Origin of the sequence: Micromonospora sp. NBS 11-29, from assembly GCF_002140155.1 — a bacterium.
Taxonomy (GTDB): Bacteria; Actinomycetota; Actinomycetes; order Mycobacteriales; family Micromonosporaceae; genus Micromonospora.
Genome location: NZ_NAPR01000028.1, coordinates 20906 through 39785, shown reverse-complemented (window position 1 = coordinate 39785; position 18880 = coordinate 20906). Strand labels below are relative to the sequence as shown.

Genomic DNA, 18880 nt, shown 5'->3' with positions numbered 1-18880 from the left:
CAAGACGCTGCGCGAGGCGTTCGCGGGGTCCTCGGCGGTGGCCGACGAGATCGCCGCCGACCCGCTGCTGCGCGAGGCGGTCACCTGGCAGAACCCGAACATGCTCGTCGCGCTGGACGGCCTGCTGCGCACCGACCCGCGGGTGCGCAACGAACGNCCGAAACCATCGGCTTCTTCGGCCCGGTCTGCTGGGGCACGTTCGACCCGGCGGTGCGCGGCGTCCACACCGGGCCCGGCGCCGCGCTGGTGCGCCACCGGCGGGTCTTCTTCGAGGCGTGGGCGTTGATCGCGTACGCCGACCGGCTCGCCGACGACCTGGCGGTGCGCCGCTGGTGGGCGCCGGCGCGGCAACCGCACCTGAGCGTGGCCGGGCGGGAACTGCGCCGGCCGCTGCACCCGCCGATCGCGCTGACCCCGGTCGAGGCCCGGTTGCTCGCCGACTGCGACGGCCGCACCCCGGCGGTGGAGTTGGCCGAGCGGCTGTGCGCGGACGGCACGGTGCACCGCGTCGACGACGTCTACCTGCTGCTCGACCGGTGGGTCGAGCGCGGCCACCTGAGCTGGGGCGCGAACTTGCCGGTCGCCCCGGACGCCGAGCGGGTGCTCGACGCGCGGATCGCCGCCATCGGCGACGACCGGGTCCGCGCCGCGACGGCGGCCGAGTTCGACCGGCTGCGGGCCGCCCGCGACGAGGTGGCGGCCGCGGCCGGCGACCCGGACCGCCTCGGCGCCGCGCTCGCCGCGTTGAACACCGAGTTCACCGCCGTCACCGGCCGCCCGGCCACCCGGCACGGCGGGCAGATGTACGCCGGCCGCACGGTCTGCTACGAGGACACCGCCCGCGACCTGGAGTTCCGCGTCGGTACCGCGGTGGTGGACGCGCTCGCCGAGCCGCTCGCGGTGGTGCTGCGCACCGCCCGCTGGTTCACCGCGCAGGTCGCCGCCGGATGCGCCGACCTCTTCACCGAGCTGCACGAGGAGCTGGCCGCCGACGGCGGTCCGGTGCGCCTGGGTGACCTGTGGCTGCTGGCCCAGGGGACGCTGGTCGCCCCGGACGGGCCGATCGGCCGGGCCGGCGCGGAACTCACCCGCCGGTGGGCCGAGCTGTTCGGCCTGGCCGACCTGCCCGAGGGGCAGGCGGAACTGCGGTTGCGCGCGGCCGACCTGGCCGGGCGCGTCCGTGAGCTGTTCCCGGCCGAGACGCCCGGCTGGCCGTCGGCCCGGCTGCACAACCCGGACGTCCAGCTCGCCGCCGCGTCCCCGGACGCCGTCGAGCGGGGCGACTTCCTGCTCGTGCTCGGTGAGCTGCACCCGGCCACGGTGGCCTTCGACAGCGCCGTGCTCAGCCTGTTCCACCCCGACCCGGGGGCGCTGCGCGCCGACCTGGACGCCGACCTCGGTCCGGCCCGGCTGCGGGTGCTGTGGCCGGAGAGCTTCCCGAGGCGGACCACCCGCACCACGTACGCGCTGACCGGCCCGGCGGACCGCCAGCTCGGCATCGACACCGCGCACGGCGCCGACGTCGACCGGCTGGTCCCGGCCACCGAGGTGCGGGTGGAGCGCGCCGGGAACCGGCTCACCGCGGTCTTCCCGGACGGCGCCCGCTGGCCGCTGATGGAGGTCTTCGCCACGCTGCTCGGCTCGCTGCTGCTGGACGCGTTCAAGCTGTCCGACGCCGTCGGGCACTCGCCCCGGATCACCATCGACCGGCTGGTGGTGGCCCGGCGCACCTGGCGCACCACGGCCGGCGCGTGCGGGCTGGCCGGCCACCCCGACGAGGCCGCCCGCTACCTGGCGGTACGCCGCTGGCGGGCGGCCACCGGGCTGCCCGAGCGGGTGTTCGTCAAGGTCGGCACCGAGGTCAAGCCCTGCTACGTGGACCTGACCGGCCCGCTCTACGCCCAGTCGCTCTGCGCCATGGTCGACGCCGCGCTGCGTACCGGCCCGGACGTGCCGGTGGTGGTCTCCGAGCTGCTGCCCGCACCCACCGACGCCTGGGTCCCGGACGCCCGGGGTCGGGGCTACGTCAGTGAACTCCGCCTCCAGATCACCGATCCGGCCGAGCACCTGGGAGCACACCGGTGACCCACACCCTGACCGCCGGCGCCGTCCGCGGACCGGACCTGCCCTGGCCGGACGCCACCCTCGCCGACCTGATCACCGCCCGGGCCGCCCGGGTGCCGGACGCGGTGGCGGTGCGCCAGTGGGACCGCCGGCTCACCTACCGGGAACTGGTCGAGAATTCCGCCGGGGTCGCCGCCGCGCTGCGTGAGCGCGGCGTCGGCCGGGGCGACCGCGTCGGCGTCTGCGGCGCGCGTACCCCGGACCTGGTGGTCACCGTGGTCGGCGTGCTGCTGGCCGGTGCCGCGTACGTGCCGCTGGAGCCGGGCGGCCCACCGGCGCGGCTGCGCGGGATCGCCCGCGACGCCGGTGTGCGGGTGGTGGTCGGCGACGCGGCGGCGACCGAGTTCGGCGACTGCCCCGGCGTCGAGACGCTCGGCCTGCCCGGCCCGGCACCGCTGGCCCCCTGCCCGGCCCGCCCCGGCGACCCGGCGTACGTGCTGTTCACCTCCGGTTCCACCGGCCGCCCCAAGGGCGTGCTCACCACCCACCGCAACGCGGTCGAGTTCGTCACCGGGGTGAGCGCGCTGACCGGCGCCGACGCGACGGTGCGCAGCCTCGGCATCGCCTCGCTCGGCTTCGACGCCTCCACCATGGACCTGTTCGTGCCGCTGACCCTCGGCGGCGCGGTGCAACTGCTCGGCGCCGACGACCGGGCCGACCCGGCGCGGCTGGCCCGGTTCGTCGCCGTACACGAGGTGACCTGGGGGTTCATCACCCCCACCGTGCTCGCCCTGCTCGACCCGGCGGACCTGCCGTCGTGGCGGGTGCTGCTCTGCGGCGGGGAGGCGGTGCCGGCCGAGCTGGTCGCCCGCTGGGCGCCCGGCCGGCGGTTCGTCAACGGCTACGGCCCCACCGAGACCACCGTGCTGGCGGTCGCCGGTGACCTCACCCCGGCCGACACCGACCCGGTGCCGATCGGCCGGCCGCTGCCCAACCACCGCGCCCACGTGGTCGACGCCGACCTACGGCCGGTGCCGCCGGGGGAGACCGGGGAACTGCTGATCGGCGGGCCCGGTCTGGCCGACGGCTACCTCGACCGGCCCGGTCTGACCGCCGAGCGGTTCGTGCCGGACCCGTTCGGCGACGCCCCCGGCGAGCGGCTCTACCGCACCGGTGACCTGGTCCGGCAGGCGTCGGACGGCCGGATCGTCTACCTCGGCCGGGCCGACCGGCAGGTCAAGGTGCGCGGCCAGCGCATCGAGCCGGGCGAGGTCGAGGCGGTGCTGTCCGCCCACCCCGGCGTCGAGCGGGTCGCGGTGGAGGCGGTGCCCGGCCCGGCCGGCACCGAGCTGGTCGCGTTCCTCACCCCGGCCGACGCGCCCGGGCACGACGAGCTGCGCGCGTACGCGGCGCAGCGGTTGACCGCGGCGATGCTGCCGGCCCGGACGGTGCGCCTGGCCGCGCTGCCGGTCAGCCCGACCAGCGGCAAGCTGGACCGGCCGGCGCTGCGCGAGCTGGCCACGGCCGCCGCGCCGACCGACGGCCCGCCCGACGGCGGCGACCCGGTGGCGGGCGCGGTGCGCCGGGTGTGGACCCGGCTGCTCGGCGCGGCCCCCGCCCCGGACAGCGACTTCCTCGCCGCCGGCGGCAACTCGATCACCGCGATGCGGCTGGTCGCCGCGCTGCGCGCGGAGACCGGCCGGCAGGTGGACACCCGGGTGCTGTTCGCCGACCGCACGTTCGCCGCGCTGGTCGACCGGGTCCGCGCCGCCGACCCGGCCGGTGGCGACGGACTGACCACCGGCAACCCACCCACGCTGTCCCCGCCGCAGCGGCGACTGTGGTTCACCGACCAGCTCGCCGCGTCCAGCGCGCCCTACAACATCGCGGTCGCGCACCGGCTGCGCGGCCCGCTGGACGTCCCCGCGCTCGGTGCCGCGCTGCGCGCCGTGGCGCAGCGGCACGACGTGCTGCGCTGGCGCATCCCGCAGACCGGCGGCGTGCCGTACGCGGTCCGCGAGGAACCCACCGACGTGGCCGTGCCGGTGGTCGACCTGAGCACCGCCGCCGACCCGGACACGGCGCTGGCGACCATGCTGGCGGCCGGCGCCGCGCACGCGTTCGACCTGGCCACCGGCCCGCCCTGGCAGGTGACCGTCTACCGGCTCGCCGCCGGGGAGCACGTGCTCGCGGTGACCGTGCACCACGCGGTCTTCGACGGCTGGTCCGAGGCGCTGCTCTACGACGAGCTGGCCGCCGGGTACGCCCACGCGCTCGGCCGGCCCACGCNCCCGCCACGTACGCCGACTACGCGGTGTGGCGGGCCGAGCGGGACCGGCGCCGGGGCGAGGCGGACCTGGCCTGGTGGACCGCGCACCTGGCCGGCGCGCCGACCGTGCTGGAGCTGCCCCGCGACCGGCCCCGACCGGCCGTGCAGACGTACGCCGGCGCGGAGGCCACGGTCCGGCTGGACGCGGCGGCCGACCGGGCGGTCCGCGACCTGGCCGCCCGGCGCGGCACCACCGTGGCGGCCGTGCTGCTGGCCGGCTTCGGCGAGCTGCTGCGCCGGCTCACCGGCGGCGACGACCACGTGCTCGGCGCGATCGTCGCCGACCGGCGGCTGGCCGCGTTCGACGAGGTGATCGGCTTCTTCATCGACACCGTGCCGGTGCGGGTACGCGCCGGCGGCAGCTTCGCCGAGCAGGTCGACCGGTGCGCCACCGAACTGCACGAGGTGACCGCCCATCCCGGCGCGCCGCTGGAACGCATCGTCGAGGCGCTCGGCGTCGGCCGGGACACCGCCCGCGCCCCGCTGGTGCAGGTGCTGTTCAACGTGCTCAACTTCGTCCCGCCCCGGCTGGCGCTGACCGGCCTGACCGTCGAGCCGGTGCCGGTGCCGAAACCCGGCTCGCCGTTCGACCTCACCGTCTACGTGGTGGAACGGGACGGGCGGGCCGGCGTCGAGGTGGTGCACAACCCGGACCTGTTCGACGGCGACCGGATCGTCGCCCTCCTGGCCGACCTGGTCGCCCTGGTCGGCGCGCTCGCCGCCGACCCGGACGCGCCGGCCGCCGAGGTCGCCACCGAGCTGCCCCGCCCGGCGGTCGGGGTGGCGGCGCTGGGCGCGATGACGGTGGCCGCCGCCGAGCCGGCCCGCGCGCCGCTGCCCGCCGGGCCGGACGCGCTCACCGCCACCGAGGAGCTGATCGCCGGCATCTGGCGCGACGTGCTCGGCCGCGACATGGTCGGCGTGACCGACAACTTCTTCGACATCGGCGGCCACTCGATGGCGCTCGCCGCGGTGCACGCCCGGCTCACCGAGGCCACCGGCCGGTCGATCACCATGCTGGACCTGTTCCGCCACCCGACCGTGCGGGCGCTCGCGGCCAGCCTCGACGGCGCCGCCGACCGGCCGGAGCTGGCCCGCGCCGCGATGCGCGCCGCCGCCCGGCGGGGTCGCGCCCGCCGTACCCCGCCCCCACGCCGACCGCACCAGCAGTGATGCCACACCCTCCCCGTGACTGAAGGACCTCCCATGCAGAACGACATGCCCGGCGCCGATGACGGCGTCGAACCCATCGCCATCGTCGGGATGGCCGCCCGGCTGCCCGGCGCGGCCGACGTCGACGAGTTCTGGCGCAACCTGGTCGACGGCGTGGAGTCGACGACCGAGCTGACCCGCGAGGAGCAGCTCGCCCGCGGCGCCCGCCCGGAGGAGGTCGACGACCCGGGCTGGGTCAACCGGGCCCCGCTGGTCGACGGCTACGACGAGTTCGACGCCGGCCTGTTCGGGATGACCGCGCGCGAGGCCGAGATGACCGACCCGCAGCACCGGCTGTTCCTGGAGACCTGCTACGCGGCGTTGCAGGACGCCGGCTACGACCCGGGCCGCTACGACGGCGCGGTCGGCGTCTACGCCGGCACCGGCGGCAACTCCTACCTGCACCGCAACGTGCTGCGCAACCGGCGGGCCGGCGGCAACCCGCACAGCGCGGTCTCGATCGCCACCGGCAACTCGCCGAACTACGTCGCCACCAACGTCTCCTACCGGCTGGACCTGCGCGGCCCCAGCCTGACCGTGCACACCGCCTGCTCCACCTCGCTGGTCGCGTTCCACCTCGCCTGCGAGGCGCTGCGCAACGGCGAGTGCGACATGGCGCTCGCCGGCGGCGTCAACGTCGAGCTGCCGCACGTGGGCTACCTCGGCATGGACGGCTTCACCTCGCCGGACGGGCGGTGCCGGCCGTTCGACGCCGACGCCAACGGCACGGTGTGGGGCAGCGGCGTCGGCGTGACGCTGATCAAGCGCCTCTCCGACGCGCTCGCCGACGGCGACGCCATCCGCGCGGTGGTGCTCGGCAACGCCATCAACAACGACGGCGCCGGGAAGGTCGGCTTCACCGCCCCCAGCATCGACGGGCAGATGGAGGCGGTGGCCCAGGCCGTCGGGCTGGCCGGCGTCGACCCGCGCAGCATCAGCTACGTCGAGGCGCACGGCACCGGCACCGCGCTCGGCGACCCGATCGAGATCGCCGCGCTCTCCGCCGTCTACACCCGCGACACCGACGACCGGGGCTGGTGCGGCATCGGCTCGGTGAAGTCGAACATCGGCCACCTCAGCCAGCCCTCCGGCATCGTCAGCGTGATCAAGACGGTGCTCGCCATGGAACACGGGCTGATCCCGCCGACGATCAACTACGAGACGCCGAACCCGGCGATCGACTTCGCCGACACCCCGTTCTACGTGGCGAACACGCTGACCAAGTGGGACACCGACGGCGGGCCGCGCCGGGCCGGGGTCAGCTCGTTCGGCATCGGCGGCACCAACGCGCACGTCGTGCTCGAGGAGGCGCCGGCCGCGTACCGGGCGCAGCGGCGGGTCCGCCCGGCGCACCTGCTCCAGGTGTCGGCGAAGACGCCCACCGCGCTGGACGCCGCCGTGCGCCGGCTCGCCGACCACCTGGAACGCGACAGCGACGCGCCGCTCGCCGACGTCGCGCACACGCTGCGCGTCGGCCGCCGACCGTACGCCCACCGCGCGGCCGTGGTCGCCGGTGACCCTCGGTCCGCCGCCGCCGGGCTGGTCGATCGGCGCAAGGCGCACCGGGGCGTCGCCGACGGCCCCGCACCCCGGGTGGCCTTTCTGTTCAGCGGCCAGGGCTCCCAGTACGCCGGCATGGGCGCCGAGCTGTACGCCGAGGACCCGGCGTACGCCGCCGCCGTGGACGAGTGCGCCGAGCTGCTCCGCGGTGAGCTGGGCCAGGACATCCGGGACCTGATCCTCGGCCGGGACCCGGACGCGGCGACGAAGCTCACCGAGACCCGCTGGACCCAGCCCGCCCTGTTCACCGTGGAGTACGCGCTCGCCGCCGCCTGGCGTGCCGCCGGGGTGACCCCGGCCGCGATGATCGGTCACTCCATCGGCGAGTACGTGGCCGCGACCCTGGCCGGCGTGCTCGCCCTGCCCGACGCGCTGCGGGTGGTGGCCGCCCGGGGCCGGCTCATGCACGCCCTGCCCGCCGGTTCGATGCTGGCGGTCACGCTGGACGAGTCGGTGGTGGCCGAGCGGCTGCCCGACGGCCTGTCGGTGGCGACCGTGAACGGCCCCGGCACCTGCGTGGTGGCCGGCGAGACCGCGCTGATCGAGGAGTTCGCCGCGAGCCTGGGCGGCAAGAACAAGTCGAAGCTGCTGCGCACCTCGCACGCGTTCCACTCGCCGATGATGGACCCGATCCTGGCCGAGTTCACCGCGCTGATGGCGAGCGTGCCGCTGCGCCCGCCGGCGGTGCCGTTCCTGTCGAACGTGACCGGCACCTGGATCACCGAGGCGCAGGCCACCGACCCGGCGTACTGGGCCGCGCACCTGCGCCGGCCGGTCCGCTTCGGCGCGTGCGTGGCCACCCTGCTCGCCGAGGGCACCTGGGCGCTGGTCGAGTGCGGCCCCGGCCGGCAGTTGGCCAACCTGGCCCGGATGCAGGTCGCCAAGGCCGGCGAGGCGCAGCGGGCGCTCACCCCGCTGGGCAGCCTGCCCGGGCCGGGCGAGCCGACCGGTGACCTGGCCACGCTGCTCGGCACCGCCGGCGCGCTCTGGTGCGCCGGCACGCCGGTCGACCTGCCCGCCGACCCCGACGCGCGGCGGGTGCCGCTGCCCGCGTACCNCCCCCGGTCGAGACCGGGCCCCGGCCGCTGCCGGAGTGGTTCGCGGTGCCGGTGTGGCGGCAGGCCGCGCCGGTCCGCGCGGCGCAACCGCTGGGCCGGTGCCTGGTGCTGGCCGACGGTCCGCGCGGCGAGGCGCTCGTCGCCGCGCTGCGGGCCGCCGGCGACGACCCGGTCGAGGTACGCGCCGGCGGCGCGTTCGCCGTCACCCCCAACGGCTTCCGGCTGTGCCCCGGCGCCCGCGCCGACGCCGAGGCGCTGGTCGCCGCGCTCGGCGCGGACCTGCCCCGGCGGATCGTGCACGCGTTCGCGCTCGACGGCGAGCCGGCCGGCACCGACGTGGCCGCCGCCTGGGCCGCCCAGGAGCGCGGCTTCCTCGACGCGCTGCACCTGGTGCAGGCGTTGGCCGGCGCCGGCCACACCGCCGACGGCACGGGGGTACGCCTCGACCTGGTCACCGCCGGCATCGGCGACGTGCGCGGCGACGACCTGGTCCGGCCGGAGCACGCCACGCTGGCCGGCCTGGCCCGGGTGCTCCCGGTGGAGCTGCCCGGCCTCGCCGTGCGCCTGCTCGACGCCGACCCCGCCGCGGGCGGCGTGGCCGCCCTCGCGGTGGAGCTGCGCAGCCCGGCCGACCCGGAGCACCCGGAGGTGGCGTTGCGCCGCGACCGGCGCTGGGTGGCCGGTTACGAGCAGGTGACCGTGGCCGCCGAGGACGAGCCGGGCGTGCTGCGCGAGGAGGGCCGGTACCTGGTCACCGGCGGCCTCGGCGGCATCGGCGTCACGCTGGCCGAGGACTTCGCCCACCGGGCCCGCGCCAAACTGGTCCTGCTGGCCCGCTCCGGGCTGCCCGACCGGGCCGACTGGGACGCGCACCTGGCGGTGCACGGCGGCGCCGATCGGGCCGGCCGGGCCATCGCGGCGATCCGCCGGATGGAGGCCGCCGGCGCCGAGGTGCTGGTGCTCGCCGCCGACGTCACCGACGTCGACGACCTGCGCCGGGTCCGCGCCGAGGCGGAACGCCGCTTCGGCGGGCTGGACGGCATCGTGCACGCCGCCGGCCTGCCCGGCGGCGGCATGGCCGAGGTGAAGGAACGGGCCGAGGCGGAACGGGTGCTCGCCCCGAAGCTCGCCGGTACGCTCGCCCTGGCCCGGGTCTTCGGCGACCTGCCGCTGGACTTCGTCGCGCTCTGCTCCTCGATCACCGCCGTGGTCGGCGGGTTCGGGCAGGTCGACTACTGCGCCGCGAACGCCTTCCTGGACGCGGTGGCCCGGTCCGGCGCCGGCTTCCGCGCCCCGGTGGTGTCGCAGAACTGGGGCGGCTGGGCCGAGGTCGGCATGGCGGTGGAGACCGCCGCGCCGGCCGCGTTCCGGGCCGCCGGGCGGGACACCGTGACCACCGCGGTCACCCACCCGGTGCTGACCACCATGGTCGCCGGCCCGGACGACACCGTGCTGCACGGGCTGGTCGCCGCGGACACCCACTGGCTGCTCGACGAGCACCGGATCGGCGGGGTGCCGGTGGTGCCCGGCACCGCCCACCTGGAGTCGGTGCGCGCCGCCGTGGTCGCCGCGCTGCCCGCGCCCGGCCCGGACGCCGCGGTGGAGCTGCGCGACGTGGTGTTCCTGGAACCGTTCGCGGTGCCCGACGGCACCGTCGCGCAGTACCGGGTGACGCTGACCCCGGCCGAGGACGGGGCGGACTTCACCGTGGCCAGCCTCGCCGCCGGCCGGCTGCGCACCCACGTACGCGGCAGCGCCGGGTGGACCACCGAGTCCGCCCCGCCGGCCGTCCCGGTCACGGTCGCCGGGCGTCGGGTCGACGACGACGCCTCGTTCGGCCGGGGCCGCGGCAGCATGCTGGGGTTCGGTCCGCGCTGGGCCGCGCTGGCCGAGCACCACCTCGGCGAGGGGGAGGAGCTGGCCCGGATCGAGGCGCCCGCCCCGGCCCTGGGCGACCTGCCCTCCTGGGGGCTGCACCCGGCGCTGCTCGACGTGGCCACCGCGTTCGGCCGCGGTCAGGGCGCCGGCACGTACCTGCCGCTGTCGTACGGCCGGATCGTGGTGCGCGGGCCGCTGCCGGCGACGTTCCACAGTCACCTGCGGCACCGGCCCGCCGCCACCGACGCGGTGGTCGCCGCCGACCTGTCGCTGCGTGACCCGGAGGGCCGGGAACTGGTCGCGATCAGCGACTTCGTGCTGCGGCGGGTGGACCGGGACGCGGTCACCGGCACCCTCGCCGCGGACCCGGCGGCCGACGACGCGCCGGCACCGGTCACCGAGGACATCCGCCCGGTCGACGGCGCGGAGGCGTTCCGCCGCAGCCTCGCCGCCGGCCTCGGCGCGCAGGTGGTGATCGCCACCCGCGCGGTCGCCGACATCCGACGCCGGGCCGCCCGGGTCACCACGGACAGCCTGGCCGAGGAGACCGACACCGCCGGCCAGTCGGCCGCCACCGGCGGCGGCTCGGCCGCGCCCGGCACCGAGCTGGAACGGACCATCGCCCAGGTGTGGCGCGACGGCCTCGGCGTCACCGACGTCGGCGTGGACGACGACTTCTTCGCCCTCGGCGGCAACTCGCTGGTCGCCGTGCAGCTCATCGCCGCGATGCGCAAGGCGACCGGGGTGCGGCTGCCGATGCGCAGCCTCTTCGAGACCCCGACCGTGGCCGGCCTGGCCGCGCGGATCGAGGAGCTGCGCGCCGCCGCGCCCGTCGACCGGCCGGCCGCGCCGGCGGCGATCCCGGCCATCCCACGGCTGCCCCGAGGCTGACATCCCCGACGACGGAACAAGGAGACACCGCACCATGAGCGAGACAACCGCCACACTCCCGGTGGTCGTCGAGAACGACGGCCGGGCGCTGACCGACCTCATCGCGGCCCGGCGCGCCGAGCTGCGGGACACCCTCGTCACCCACGGCGGGCTGCTGTTCCGCGGCTTCGACACCGGCGGCGTGGCCGGCTTCGAGGCGGCCGTACGCGCGTTGGCCGGCGAGCCGCTGACGTACACCGAACGGTCCTCGCCCCGGCACTCCATCGCCGGCCGGGTCTACACCTCGACCGACTACCCGCCGGACGAGGAGATCTTCCTGCACAACGAGAACTCGTACCAGGCGCGCTGGCCGCTGACGCTGTTCTTCTACTGCGTCACCCCGCCGCAGACCCGGGGCGCCACCCCGCTGGCCGACGTGCGCCGGGTGTACGAGCTGATCGACCCGGCGGTGCGGGAGGAGTTCATCCGCCGCCGCTGGATGCTGGTACGCAACTTCCACGCCGACTTCGGCACCCGCTGGCAGGAGGTGTTCACCACCGAGAGCCGGGCCGAGGTCGAGGCGTACGCGGCGGCCAACGGCATCACGGTGGAGTGGGTCGGCGCGGACGGCCTGCGGACCCGCGCGGTCCGCGACGCGGTGCACCACCGGCCCGGCTCGGACACCCCGCGCTGGTTCAACCACGCCACGTTCTTCCACCTCAGCACCCTGCCGCAGGACTACCAGGAGGGCCTGCTGGCGATGTTCGGCGCCGACGGGCTGCCGTCGAACACCTACTACGGCGANCCACGGTCCGCTTCGACTACCGGCGCGACGACGTGCTGGTGGTCGACAACATGACCGCCGCGCACGGCCGCGAGCCGTTCACCGGCCCGCGCAAGATCGCCGTGGCGATGGCCGAGGCGTACACCCCCGACACCGCTGGAGCGAACTGACATGTCCGAACCTCGATTCCTGGTCGTCCGCAACGACGAGGAGCAGTACTCGATCTGGGCGGCCGACCGGGAGCTGCCCGCCGGCTGGCACGACGCCGGCTTCGCCGGCAGCCGCGAGGAGTGCCTGGCCCACGTGGACGAGGTCTGGACCGACATGCGCCCCCGCTCGGTGCGCGGCGAGGGCACCTCATGAGCACGCGGGAGTGGACCTTCCCGGCCTCGTACGCCCAGGAGCGGGTGTGGCTGGCCAACCAGCTCGACGCCGGCTCGCCGGTGTTCAACGTCTCCATCCCGTGGGCGTTCCCGGCCGGCGTGGACGCCGACACGGCCGGCGACGTGCTGAACCGGGTGGTGGCCCGGCACGAGGCGCTCCGTACCCACCTGCGGGTCGACGACGGCGCGCTGGTGCAGGTGGTGCGCGCCCACGAGCCGACGCCGCTGCCCACCGTCGACCTGGGCCACCTGCCCGCCGACCAGCGGCGGGCCGAGTTCGCGCGGCTGCGGACCGAGCTGGCCCGCACGCCGATCCCGCTGGACGCCCCGCCGCCGTGGCGGGCCCGGCTGATCCGGATGGAGGACGCCTGGACGCTGGTGTTCGTGGCGCACCACGCCGTCTTCGACAGCCACTCGGCGGTGCTGTTCCACGCCGAACTCGCCGCGTTCTGCGAGGCCGCGCGCACCGGCGCCGAGCCCGCCGTGCCCGAGCTGCCCATCCAGTACGCCGACTTCGCGGTCTGGCAGCGCCAGCAGCTCACCGGCGACGAGCTGGACCGGCAGCTCGCGTTCTGGACCGGGCACCTGGCCGGCGCCCCACCGGTCACCGGCCTGCCGCTGGACCGGCCCCGCCCGGCCCGGCTCGGCTTCGCCGGTGACGAGGTGCGCTTCACGCTGCCCGACGGGCTACTCGACCGGGTCGGCGCGCTGGCCGCATCCGCGCAGGCCACGCCGTACATGGTGCTGCTGGCCGGCTTCGCGGCGCTGCTGTCGCGGATCTCCGGCGACACCGACGTGGTGGTCGGCGTCTCCACCGCCGGCCGGGACAACCCGGAGCTGGCGTCGCTGATCGGCATGTTCGTCAACCCGGTGGCGTTGCGCTGCGACGTCTCCGGCGACCCGACGTTCACCACGCTGCTGCACCGGGTGCGCGACGGCCTGCTCGACGCCATGGAGCACGGGCAGACCCCGTTCCAGAGGATCGTCGAGGCGGTGCACCCGCAGCGGGACCCGTCGGTGCAGCCGATCTTCCAGACCGCGCTGAACTTCATCCCCGATTCCGGCCTCGACCCGGTCGAGCTGGGCACCACCAAGGACGATCTGGCCTTCGACGTCACCACCGCCGAATGCCGGCTGGTCTACCGGACCGCCCTGTTCGACCGGGCCACCGCGGCGGCGGTGGCCCGACGCTACGTGCGCCTGCTCACCGCCGCCGTGGCCGAGCCGGACCGCGCCGTCGGCGCGCTGCCGCTGCTCACCGACGACGAGCGGGAACTGGTGCTCGCCGCCGGGACCGCCGTCGCTCCCGACGGGCCGGCGACCACGGTGGTGGACGAGGTGCAGCGGGCGGCCGCGGCCACCCCCGACGGCACGGCGCTGGTTCGCGACGGGGTGACGCTGCGCTACGCCGAGCTGAACGCCGCCGCGAACCGGCTGGCCCGGCTGCTGGTGGCCCGCGGCCTGGGCCCGCAGACGCGGGTCGCGCTCGCCCTGCCCCGCTCGGTTGAGCTGGTGGTGGCGCTGCTGGCCGTGCTCAAGGCCGGCGCCGCGTACGTGCCGGTGGACCCCGCGTACCCGGCCGCGCGGATCGCGTACCTGCTGGACGACGCCGCCCCGGCGCTGGTGCTGGCCACCCCGGACACCGCCGCGCTGGTCCCCGGCGAGCCGCTGGTGCTCGACGGGACCGTCGGCGCGGACCAGCCCGACGCCGACCTCACCGACGCCGACCGGCTCGCCCCGCTGCGCCCCCACCACCCGGCGTACGTGCTGCACACCTCCGGCTCCACCGGCCGGCCGAAGGGCGTGGTGGTCGAGCACCGGGCGGTGACCGCGTACCTGGCCTGGGCCCGGCACACCTACCCGGGCCTGGCCGGCGTCGCGCTGCTGCACTCGCCGGTCTCGTTCGACCTCACCGTCACCGGCCTGCTCGGCACGCTCACCGCCGGCGGCACGGTGCGGCTGGCCGCGCTCGACGAACCGGCCGCCCGCGCCGGTGGCCGGCCGTCCTTCCTCAAGGTCACCCCGAGCCACCTGCCGCTGCTCGACGGCGAGCTGTCACCCACCGCCGACCTGGTGATCGGCGGCGAGGCGCTGACCGCCGAGCAGCTCGCCGACTGGCGGGCCGCGCACCCCGAGGTGGCGGTGGTCAACGAGTACGGCCCGACCGAGGCCACCGTCGGCTGCGTCGCCGCCCGGATCGCCCCCGGCGAACCGGTGCCGCCCGGCCCGGTGCCGATCGGCACGCCCACCTGGCACACCGGGGCGCTGCTGCTCGACGCCGCGCTCCAACCGGTGCCGCCGGGCGTGGTCGGCGAGCTGCACGTCACCGGCGTTCAACTCGCCCGCGGCTACCACGACCGGCCCGGCCTGACCGCGGCACGCTTCCTGCCCTGCCCGTACGGCCCGCCCGGCACCCGGATGTACGCCACCGGCGACCTGGCCCGGCTGCGCCCCGACGGTTCGCTGGACTACCTGGGTCGCCGCGACGACCAGGTCAAGGTGCGGGGGATGCGGATCGAACTGGGCGAGGTCGAGGCCGCGCTGCTGGCGCACCCGGACGTGCGGGCCGCCGCCGCGGCGGTCCGGGTCGACAACGGCGAGCCGACGCTGGTCGGCTACCTGGTCGGGCCGGCGGACGCCGACTCGGTTCGCGCCGGGCTGGCCCGTGAGCTGCCGGCGCACCTGGTGCCGGCCGCCCTGGTCCGGCTCGACGCGCTGCCGCTGACCCCCAACGGCAAGCTGGACCGGGCCGCGCTGCCCGCCCCGGCGGCCACCACACCGGCGAAGGACAGCTACGTCGCGCCGCGCACCGACGCCGAGGCCCTGGTCGCCGACGTGTACGCCGACATCCTCGGCGTGGAGAAGGTCGGCGCGCTGGACGACTTCTTCACCCTCGGCGGCAACTCGCTGCGCGGCATGCGGGCGATGGCGCGCATCCGCGCCGAGGTGGACGTCGACCTGCCCATGCGGGCGCTGTTCGGCAGCCCGGTGGTGGCGGACCTGGCCGCCCAGCTCGAACAGCGGATCGCCGCCGAACTCGACGGGCTCTCCGACACCGAGGTCGCCGCGCTGCTCGCGGCGGAAGAGGACACCGACCGATGACCGACCTGAAGGNCCCGGCGGGCGCTGATCGCCAGACGGCTACGTGCCCGCCAGTCCGCCCCCGCGGCCCGGATCACGCCCCGGCCCGCCGACGCGCAGGTGCCGCTCTCCTACGCCCAGGAGCGGGTCTGGTTCATGGACCAGCTCGCCCCGGGCGAGGCCGCGTACCACATCGCGGTGCCGCTGCGGGTGCGCGGACCGCTCGACGTCGACGCGCTGCGCGCGGCCCTGACCGCGCTCGGCGCCCGGCACGAGTCGCAACGCGCCCGCTTCCCGGCCGACGCCGACGGCCGCCCCACCGTGGTGATCGCCGAGACCGCCGACGTACCGCTGACCGTGGTGGAGGCGGCCGACGAGGCCGCCGCGCGGGCCCTGGTCGACGCGGCGGCGGCCGAGCCGTTCGACCTGGCGCACGGCCCGTTGCTGCGGGCGCTGCTGATCCGGCTCACCGCCTCCGACGACCATGTGCTCTTCCTCGGCCAGCACCACATCGTCGGCGACGGCTGGTCGGTGGACGTGCTGCTGCGCGACCTGATCACGCTCTACCGGGGCGGCGAGCCGCCGGCCCTGCCGGTCCAGTACGGCGACTTCGCCGTCTGGGAGGCCCGGGAGCTGGCCGGTCCGCAGGCCCGGGCGCACGTCGACCACTGGAAGCAGCGCCTCGCGGGGATCACCCCGCTGGAGCTGCCGCTGGACCGGCCCCGCCCGGCCACCCAGACCTACCGGGGCGACTTCGTCGAGTTCCAGCTCGACCCGGCCGCCACCGAGGCGCTCGCCGCGCTCACCCGGGACAGCGGCGGCACGCTGTTCATGACGCTGCTCGCGGCCTACCAGGTGCTGCTGGCCCGCCACGCCGGCCAGGACGACTTCGCGGTCGGCGCGTCGGTCGCCGGCCGGTCCGCGCCGGAGCTGGAGAACGTCGTCGGCATGTTCGTCAACATGCTGCCGATGCGCGCCGAGCTGGCCGGCGACCCGACCTTCACCGAGCTGCTGGCCCGCACCCGGCGCGGCGTGCTCGACGGACTGGAGCACGCCGAGGTGCCGTTCGCCAAGGTGGTGCACGAACTGGGCCTGCCCCGCGACGTCAGCCGGTCCCCGGTGTTCCAGGCCATGTTCGTGCTCCAGAACTACGAGATGGGCCGCTTCACCGGCGTGTCCCGCACCGATGAGGTCACGTTCGCGTGGACCCCGATGGAGCTGAGGGCCACCCGGTTCGACTTCGAGCTGCACGCGGTGGAGACCGCCGACGGGCTCTGGGGCAAGCTGATCTTCAACACCGACCTGTTCGACCGGTCCACCGTCGAGCGGATGGCACAGCGGTGGACCGGCCTGCTGGCCGCGGTCGTCGCCGCCCCCGACACCCCGGTGTCCCGGCTGCCGCTGCTGCCCGACGCCGAACGGGCGCTGCTGGCCGGCTGGAACGACACTGCCGCCGACTTCCCGCGCGACCAGACGCTGCACGGCCCGTTCGAGGAGCGCGCCGCCGCCACCCCGGACGCGGTCGCGGTCACCATCGACGGGACCAGCCGCACGTACGCGGAGTTGAACGCGGACGCCAACCGGATCGCGCACCGGCTGCGCGCGGCCGGCGTCGGCCCGGAGACGCTGGTCGGGTTGTGCGCGGAACGCTCCGTCGAGCTGGTCGCCGGCCTGCTCGGCGTGCTCAAGGCCGGCGGCGCCTACCTGCCGCTGGACCCGGAGTACCCGGCGGACCGGCTGGCGTTCATGGTCACCGACGCGGACGCGCCGGTGGTGCTGGTCCAGTCGCACCTGCGCGACGTGCTGCCGGCCACCGCCGCCACCGTGCTCGACCTCGACGACAGCACGGTCTGGGCCGACCGGCCGACGACCGACCCGGCGCCGGTCGCCGGGCCGGAGCACCTGGCGTACGTCATCTACACCTCCGGCTCCACCGGCCGCCCCAAGGGGGTGCCGAACACCCACCGGGGCATCGTCAACCGGCTCGACTGGATGCAGAAGACGTACCGCCTCGACGCCGACGACGCGGTGCTCCAGAAGACCCCGGCCAGCTTCGACGTCTCGGTCTGGGAGTTCTTCTGGCCGCTGCGCACCGGCGCCCGGCTGGTGCTGGCGAAGCCGGGCGGGCACAAGGACGNCCGTCGATGCTGACCGTCTTCCTCGCCGAGGAGGGCGTCGAGGCGGCCACCGCGCTGCGCCGGGTGATCTGCTCCGGCGAGGAGCTGCCACTCGCCTCGGCGCTCGACTTCACCGCCCGCCTGCCCCGGTGCGGCCTGCACAACCTCTACGGCCCGACCGAGGCGGCCATCGACGTCACCTCCTGGGCGTGCGAGCCGGACCGGCTCGCCGAGGTGACGAGCGTGCCGATTGGCGCGCCGATCGCCAACCTGCGGCTGCACGTACTCGACGCGGCCGGGGCGCAGTGCCCGGTCGGCGTCGCCGGTGAGCTGCACATCGGCGGCGTCGGGCTGGCCCGCGGCTACCACCGCCGACCGGCGCTGACCGCGGAGAAGTTCGTGCCCGACCCCTTCTCCGGCGAGCCGGGCGCCCGCCTCTACCGCACCGGCGACCTGGCCCGCTGGGTGGTCGGCCCGGACGGCGCCGGGGTGATCGAGTTCCTCGGCCGGATCGACCACCAGGTCAAGCTGCGCGGCCTGCGCATCGAGCTGGGCGAGATCGAGAGCGCGCTGCGCGAGCAGCCCGGCGTCACCGAGGCCACGGTGATCGTCCGCGAGGACAGCCCCGGCGACAAGCGGCTCACCGCGTACCTGGTCGGGCCGGCCGAGCACGCCGCGCTGAAGGCGGCGCTCAAGGACACCCTGCCGGAATACATGGTGCCGGCCGCGTTCGTGACGCTCGACACGTTGCCGCTGACCCCGAACGGCAAGCTGGACCGCAAGGCGCTGCCCGCGCCGGTGGTCACCCGCGAGGCGTCGGTGGCGCTGGTCGAGCCGCGCGACGACACCGAGCGGGCGCTCGCCACGATCTGGTCCGAGGTGCTCGGCGTGGAGACGCTCGGCATCGACGACGACTTCTTCGACCTGGGCGGGCACTCCATGCTCGCCACCCAGGTGGTCGCGCGGATCCGCAAGGCGGAGCTGGGCGGCCGGGCGGTCGGCGTGATGGACTTGTTCCAGCAACGCACCATCCGCGACCTGGCCGCCTTCATCTCCGGTGACGCCGCCCAGGAGGGGCCGCGCCGGCTGCTCTACGAGCTGACCANGGCAGCGCGATCGTCTACCAGCCGCTCGCGGACGCGTTGCCGGCCGGGCACGCGCTCTGGTCGCTCGCCATCCCCGGCCACGACGTCGGCCTCACCGAGGACGCGTTGCCCTTCGACGAGCTGACCACGCGGGTCGCCGACGAGATCCTGGAACGCGTCGAGGGGCCGCTGGCCCTCTACGGCCACTGCGGCGTCGGCAGCGCCATCGTCGCCGAGGTGGCCCGCAAGGTCGAGGCGGCCGGCCGGGACCTCGACGCGGTCTACATCGGCGCGATGTTCCCGTTCGCCCGCCCGAAGGGCCTCTTCGCCGCCACCCGCAACCGGCTGGAGCAGCTACGCAGCAACAAGCACTACGCGAGCTGGCTCAAGTCGATGGGCGTGGACACCGACGAGCTGGACCCGGAACAGGCCGACCGGATCATCAGCAACATGCGGGCC

General features: G+C 76.0%; 8 protein-coding genes and 4 pseudogenes. All 12 read left to right on the top strand.

Annotated features, from left to right (window positions below; translation table 11 throughout):
- The first annotated feature begins 210 nt into the window (after positions 1-210).
- Positions 211-2085, top strand: a complete 1875-nt coding sequence (locus tag B1205_RS26705; RefSeq protein WP_254910236.1) for a lantibiotic dehydratase — start codon at positions 211-213, stop codon at positions 2083-2085.
- A pseudogene (locus tag B1205_RS26700) lies at positions 2082-5086 on the top strand (amino acid adenylation domain-containing protein); the annotation flags it as partial. The gene B1205_RS26705 and the pseudogene B1205_RS26700, both read left to right, overlap by 4 nt.
- 105 nt (positions 5087-5191) lie before the next feature.
- Positions 5192-5566 (top strand): phosphopantetheine-binding protein, encoded by a 375-nt coding sequence (locus B1205_RS32510; protein ID WP_369597317.1) that lies wholly within the window; start codon positions 5192-5194, stop codon positions 5564-5566.
- Positions 5567-5599: 33 nt separating this feature from the next.
- A pseudogene (locus tag B1205_RS32505) lies at positions 5600-7987 on the top strand (type I polyketide synthase); the annotation flags it as partial.
- A 167-nt stretch (positions 7988-8154) separates the two neighbouring features.
- Positions 8155-8433 (top strand): annotated as a pseudogene (locus tag B1205_RS33645) (KR prefix domain-containing protein); the annotation flags it as partial.
- Positions 8434-8559: 126 nt separating this feature from the next.
- A complete protein-coding gene (locus B1205_RS32500; RefSeq protein WP_441338578.1) occupies positions 8560-10992 on the top strand; it encodes an SDR family NAD(P)-dependent oxidoreductase in 2433 nt (810 codons plus the stop codon).
- A 34-nt stretch (positions 10993-11026) separates the two neighbouring features.
- A pseudogene (locus tag B1205_RS26690) lies at positions 11027-11925 on the top strand (TauD/TfdA family dioxygenase).
- A 1-nt stretch (position 11926) separates the two neighbouring features.
- Complete coding sequence (locus tag B1205_RS26685; protein WP_089158115.1) at positions 11927-12118, top strand: MbtH family protein; 192 nt, start codon at positions 11927-11929, stop codon at positions 12116-12118.
- A complete protein-coding gene (locus tag B1205_RS26680; RefSeq protein ID WP_089158114.1) occupies positions 12115-15240 on the top strand; it encodes a non-ribosomal peptide synthetase in 3126 nt (1041 codons plus the stop codon). The genes B1205_RS26685 and B1205_RS26680 overlap by 4 nt, the downstream gene beginning before the upstream one ends.
- A gap of 135 nt (positions 15241-15375) precedes the next feature.
- Positions 15376-17370, top strand: coding sequence for a non-ribosomal peptide synthetase (locus B1205_RS32490; RefSeq protein WP_441338577.1), 1995 nt, complete (start codon positions 15376-15378; stop codon positions 17368-17370).
- The gene (locus tag B1205_RS32485) at positions 17364-18566 is read left to right on the top strand and encodes an AMP-binding protein (RefSeq protein ID WP_254910233.1); all 1203 of its coding nucleotides are present in this window, start codon (positions 17364-17366) and stop codon (positions 18564-18566) included. Before B1205_RS32490 ends, B1205_RS32485 begins: the two co-directional genes overlap by 7 nt.
- A partial coding sequence (locus B1205_RS32480; protein ID WP_254910232.1) for a hypothetical protein occupies positions 18479-18880 on the top strand: 402 nt, incomplete at its 3' end. The genes B1205_RS32485 and B1205_RS32480, both read left to right, overlap by 88 nt.

Bases quoted from the DNA above. Each gene is read 5' to 3' on its own strand.
- B1205_RS32510 (WP_369597317.1), top strand. From the start codon at position 5,192: ATGACGGTGGCCGCCGCCGAGCCGGCCCGCGCGCCGCTGCCCGCCGGG.
- B1205_RS26685 (WP_089158115.1), top strand. From the start codon at position 11,927: ATGTCCGAACCTCGATTCCTGGTCGTCCGCAACGACGAGGAGCAGTAC.
- B1205_RS26680 (WP_089158114.1), top strand. From the start codon at position 12,115: ATGAGCACGCGGGAGTGGACCTTCCCGGCCTCGTACGCCCAGGAGCGG.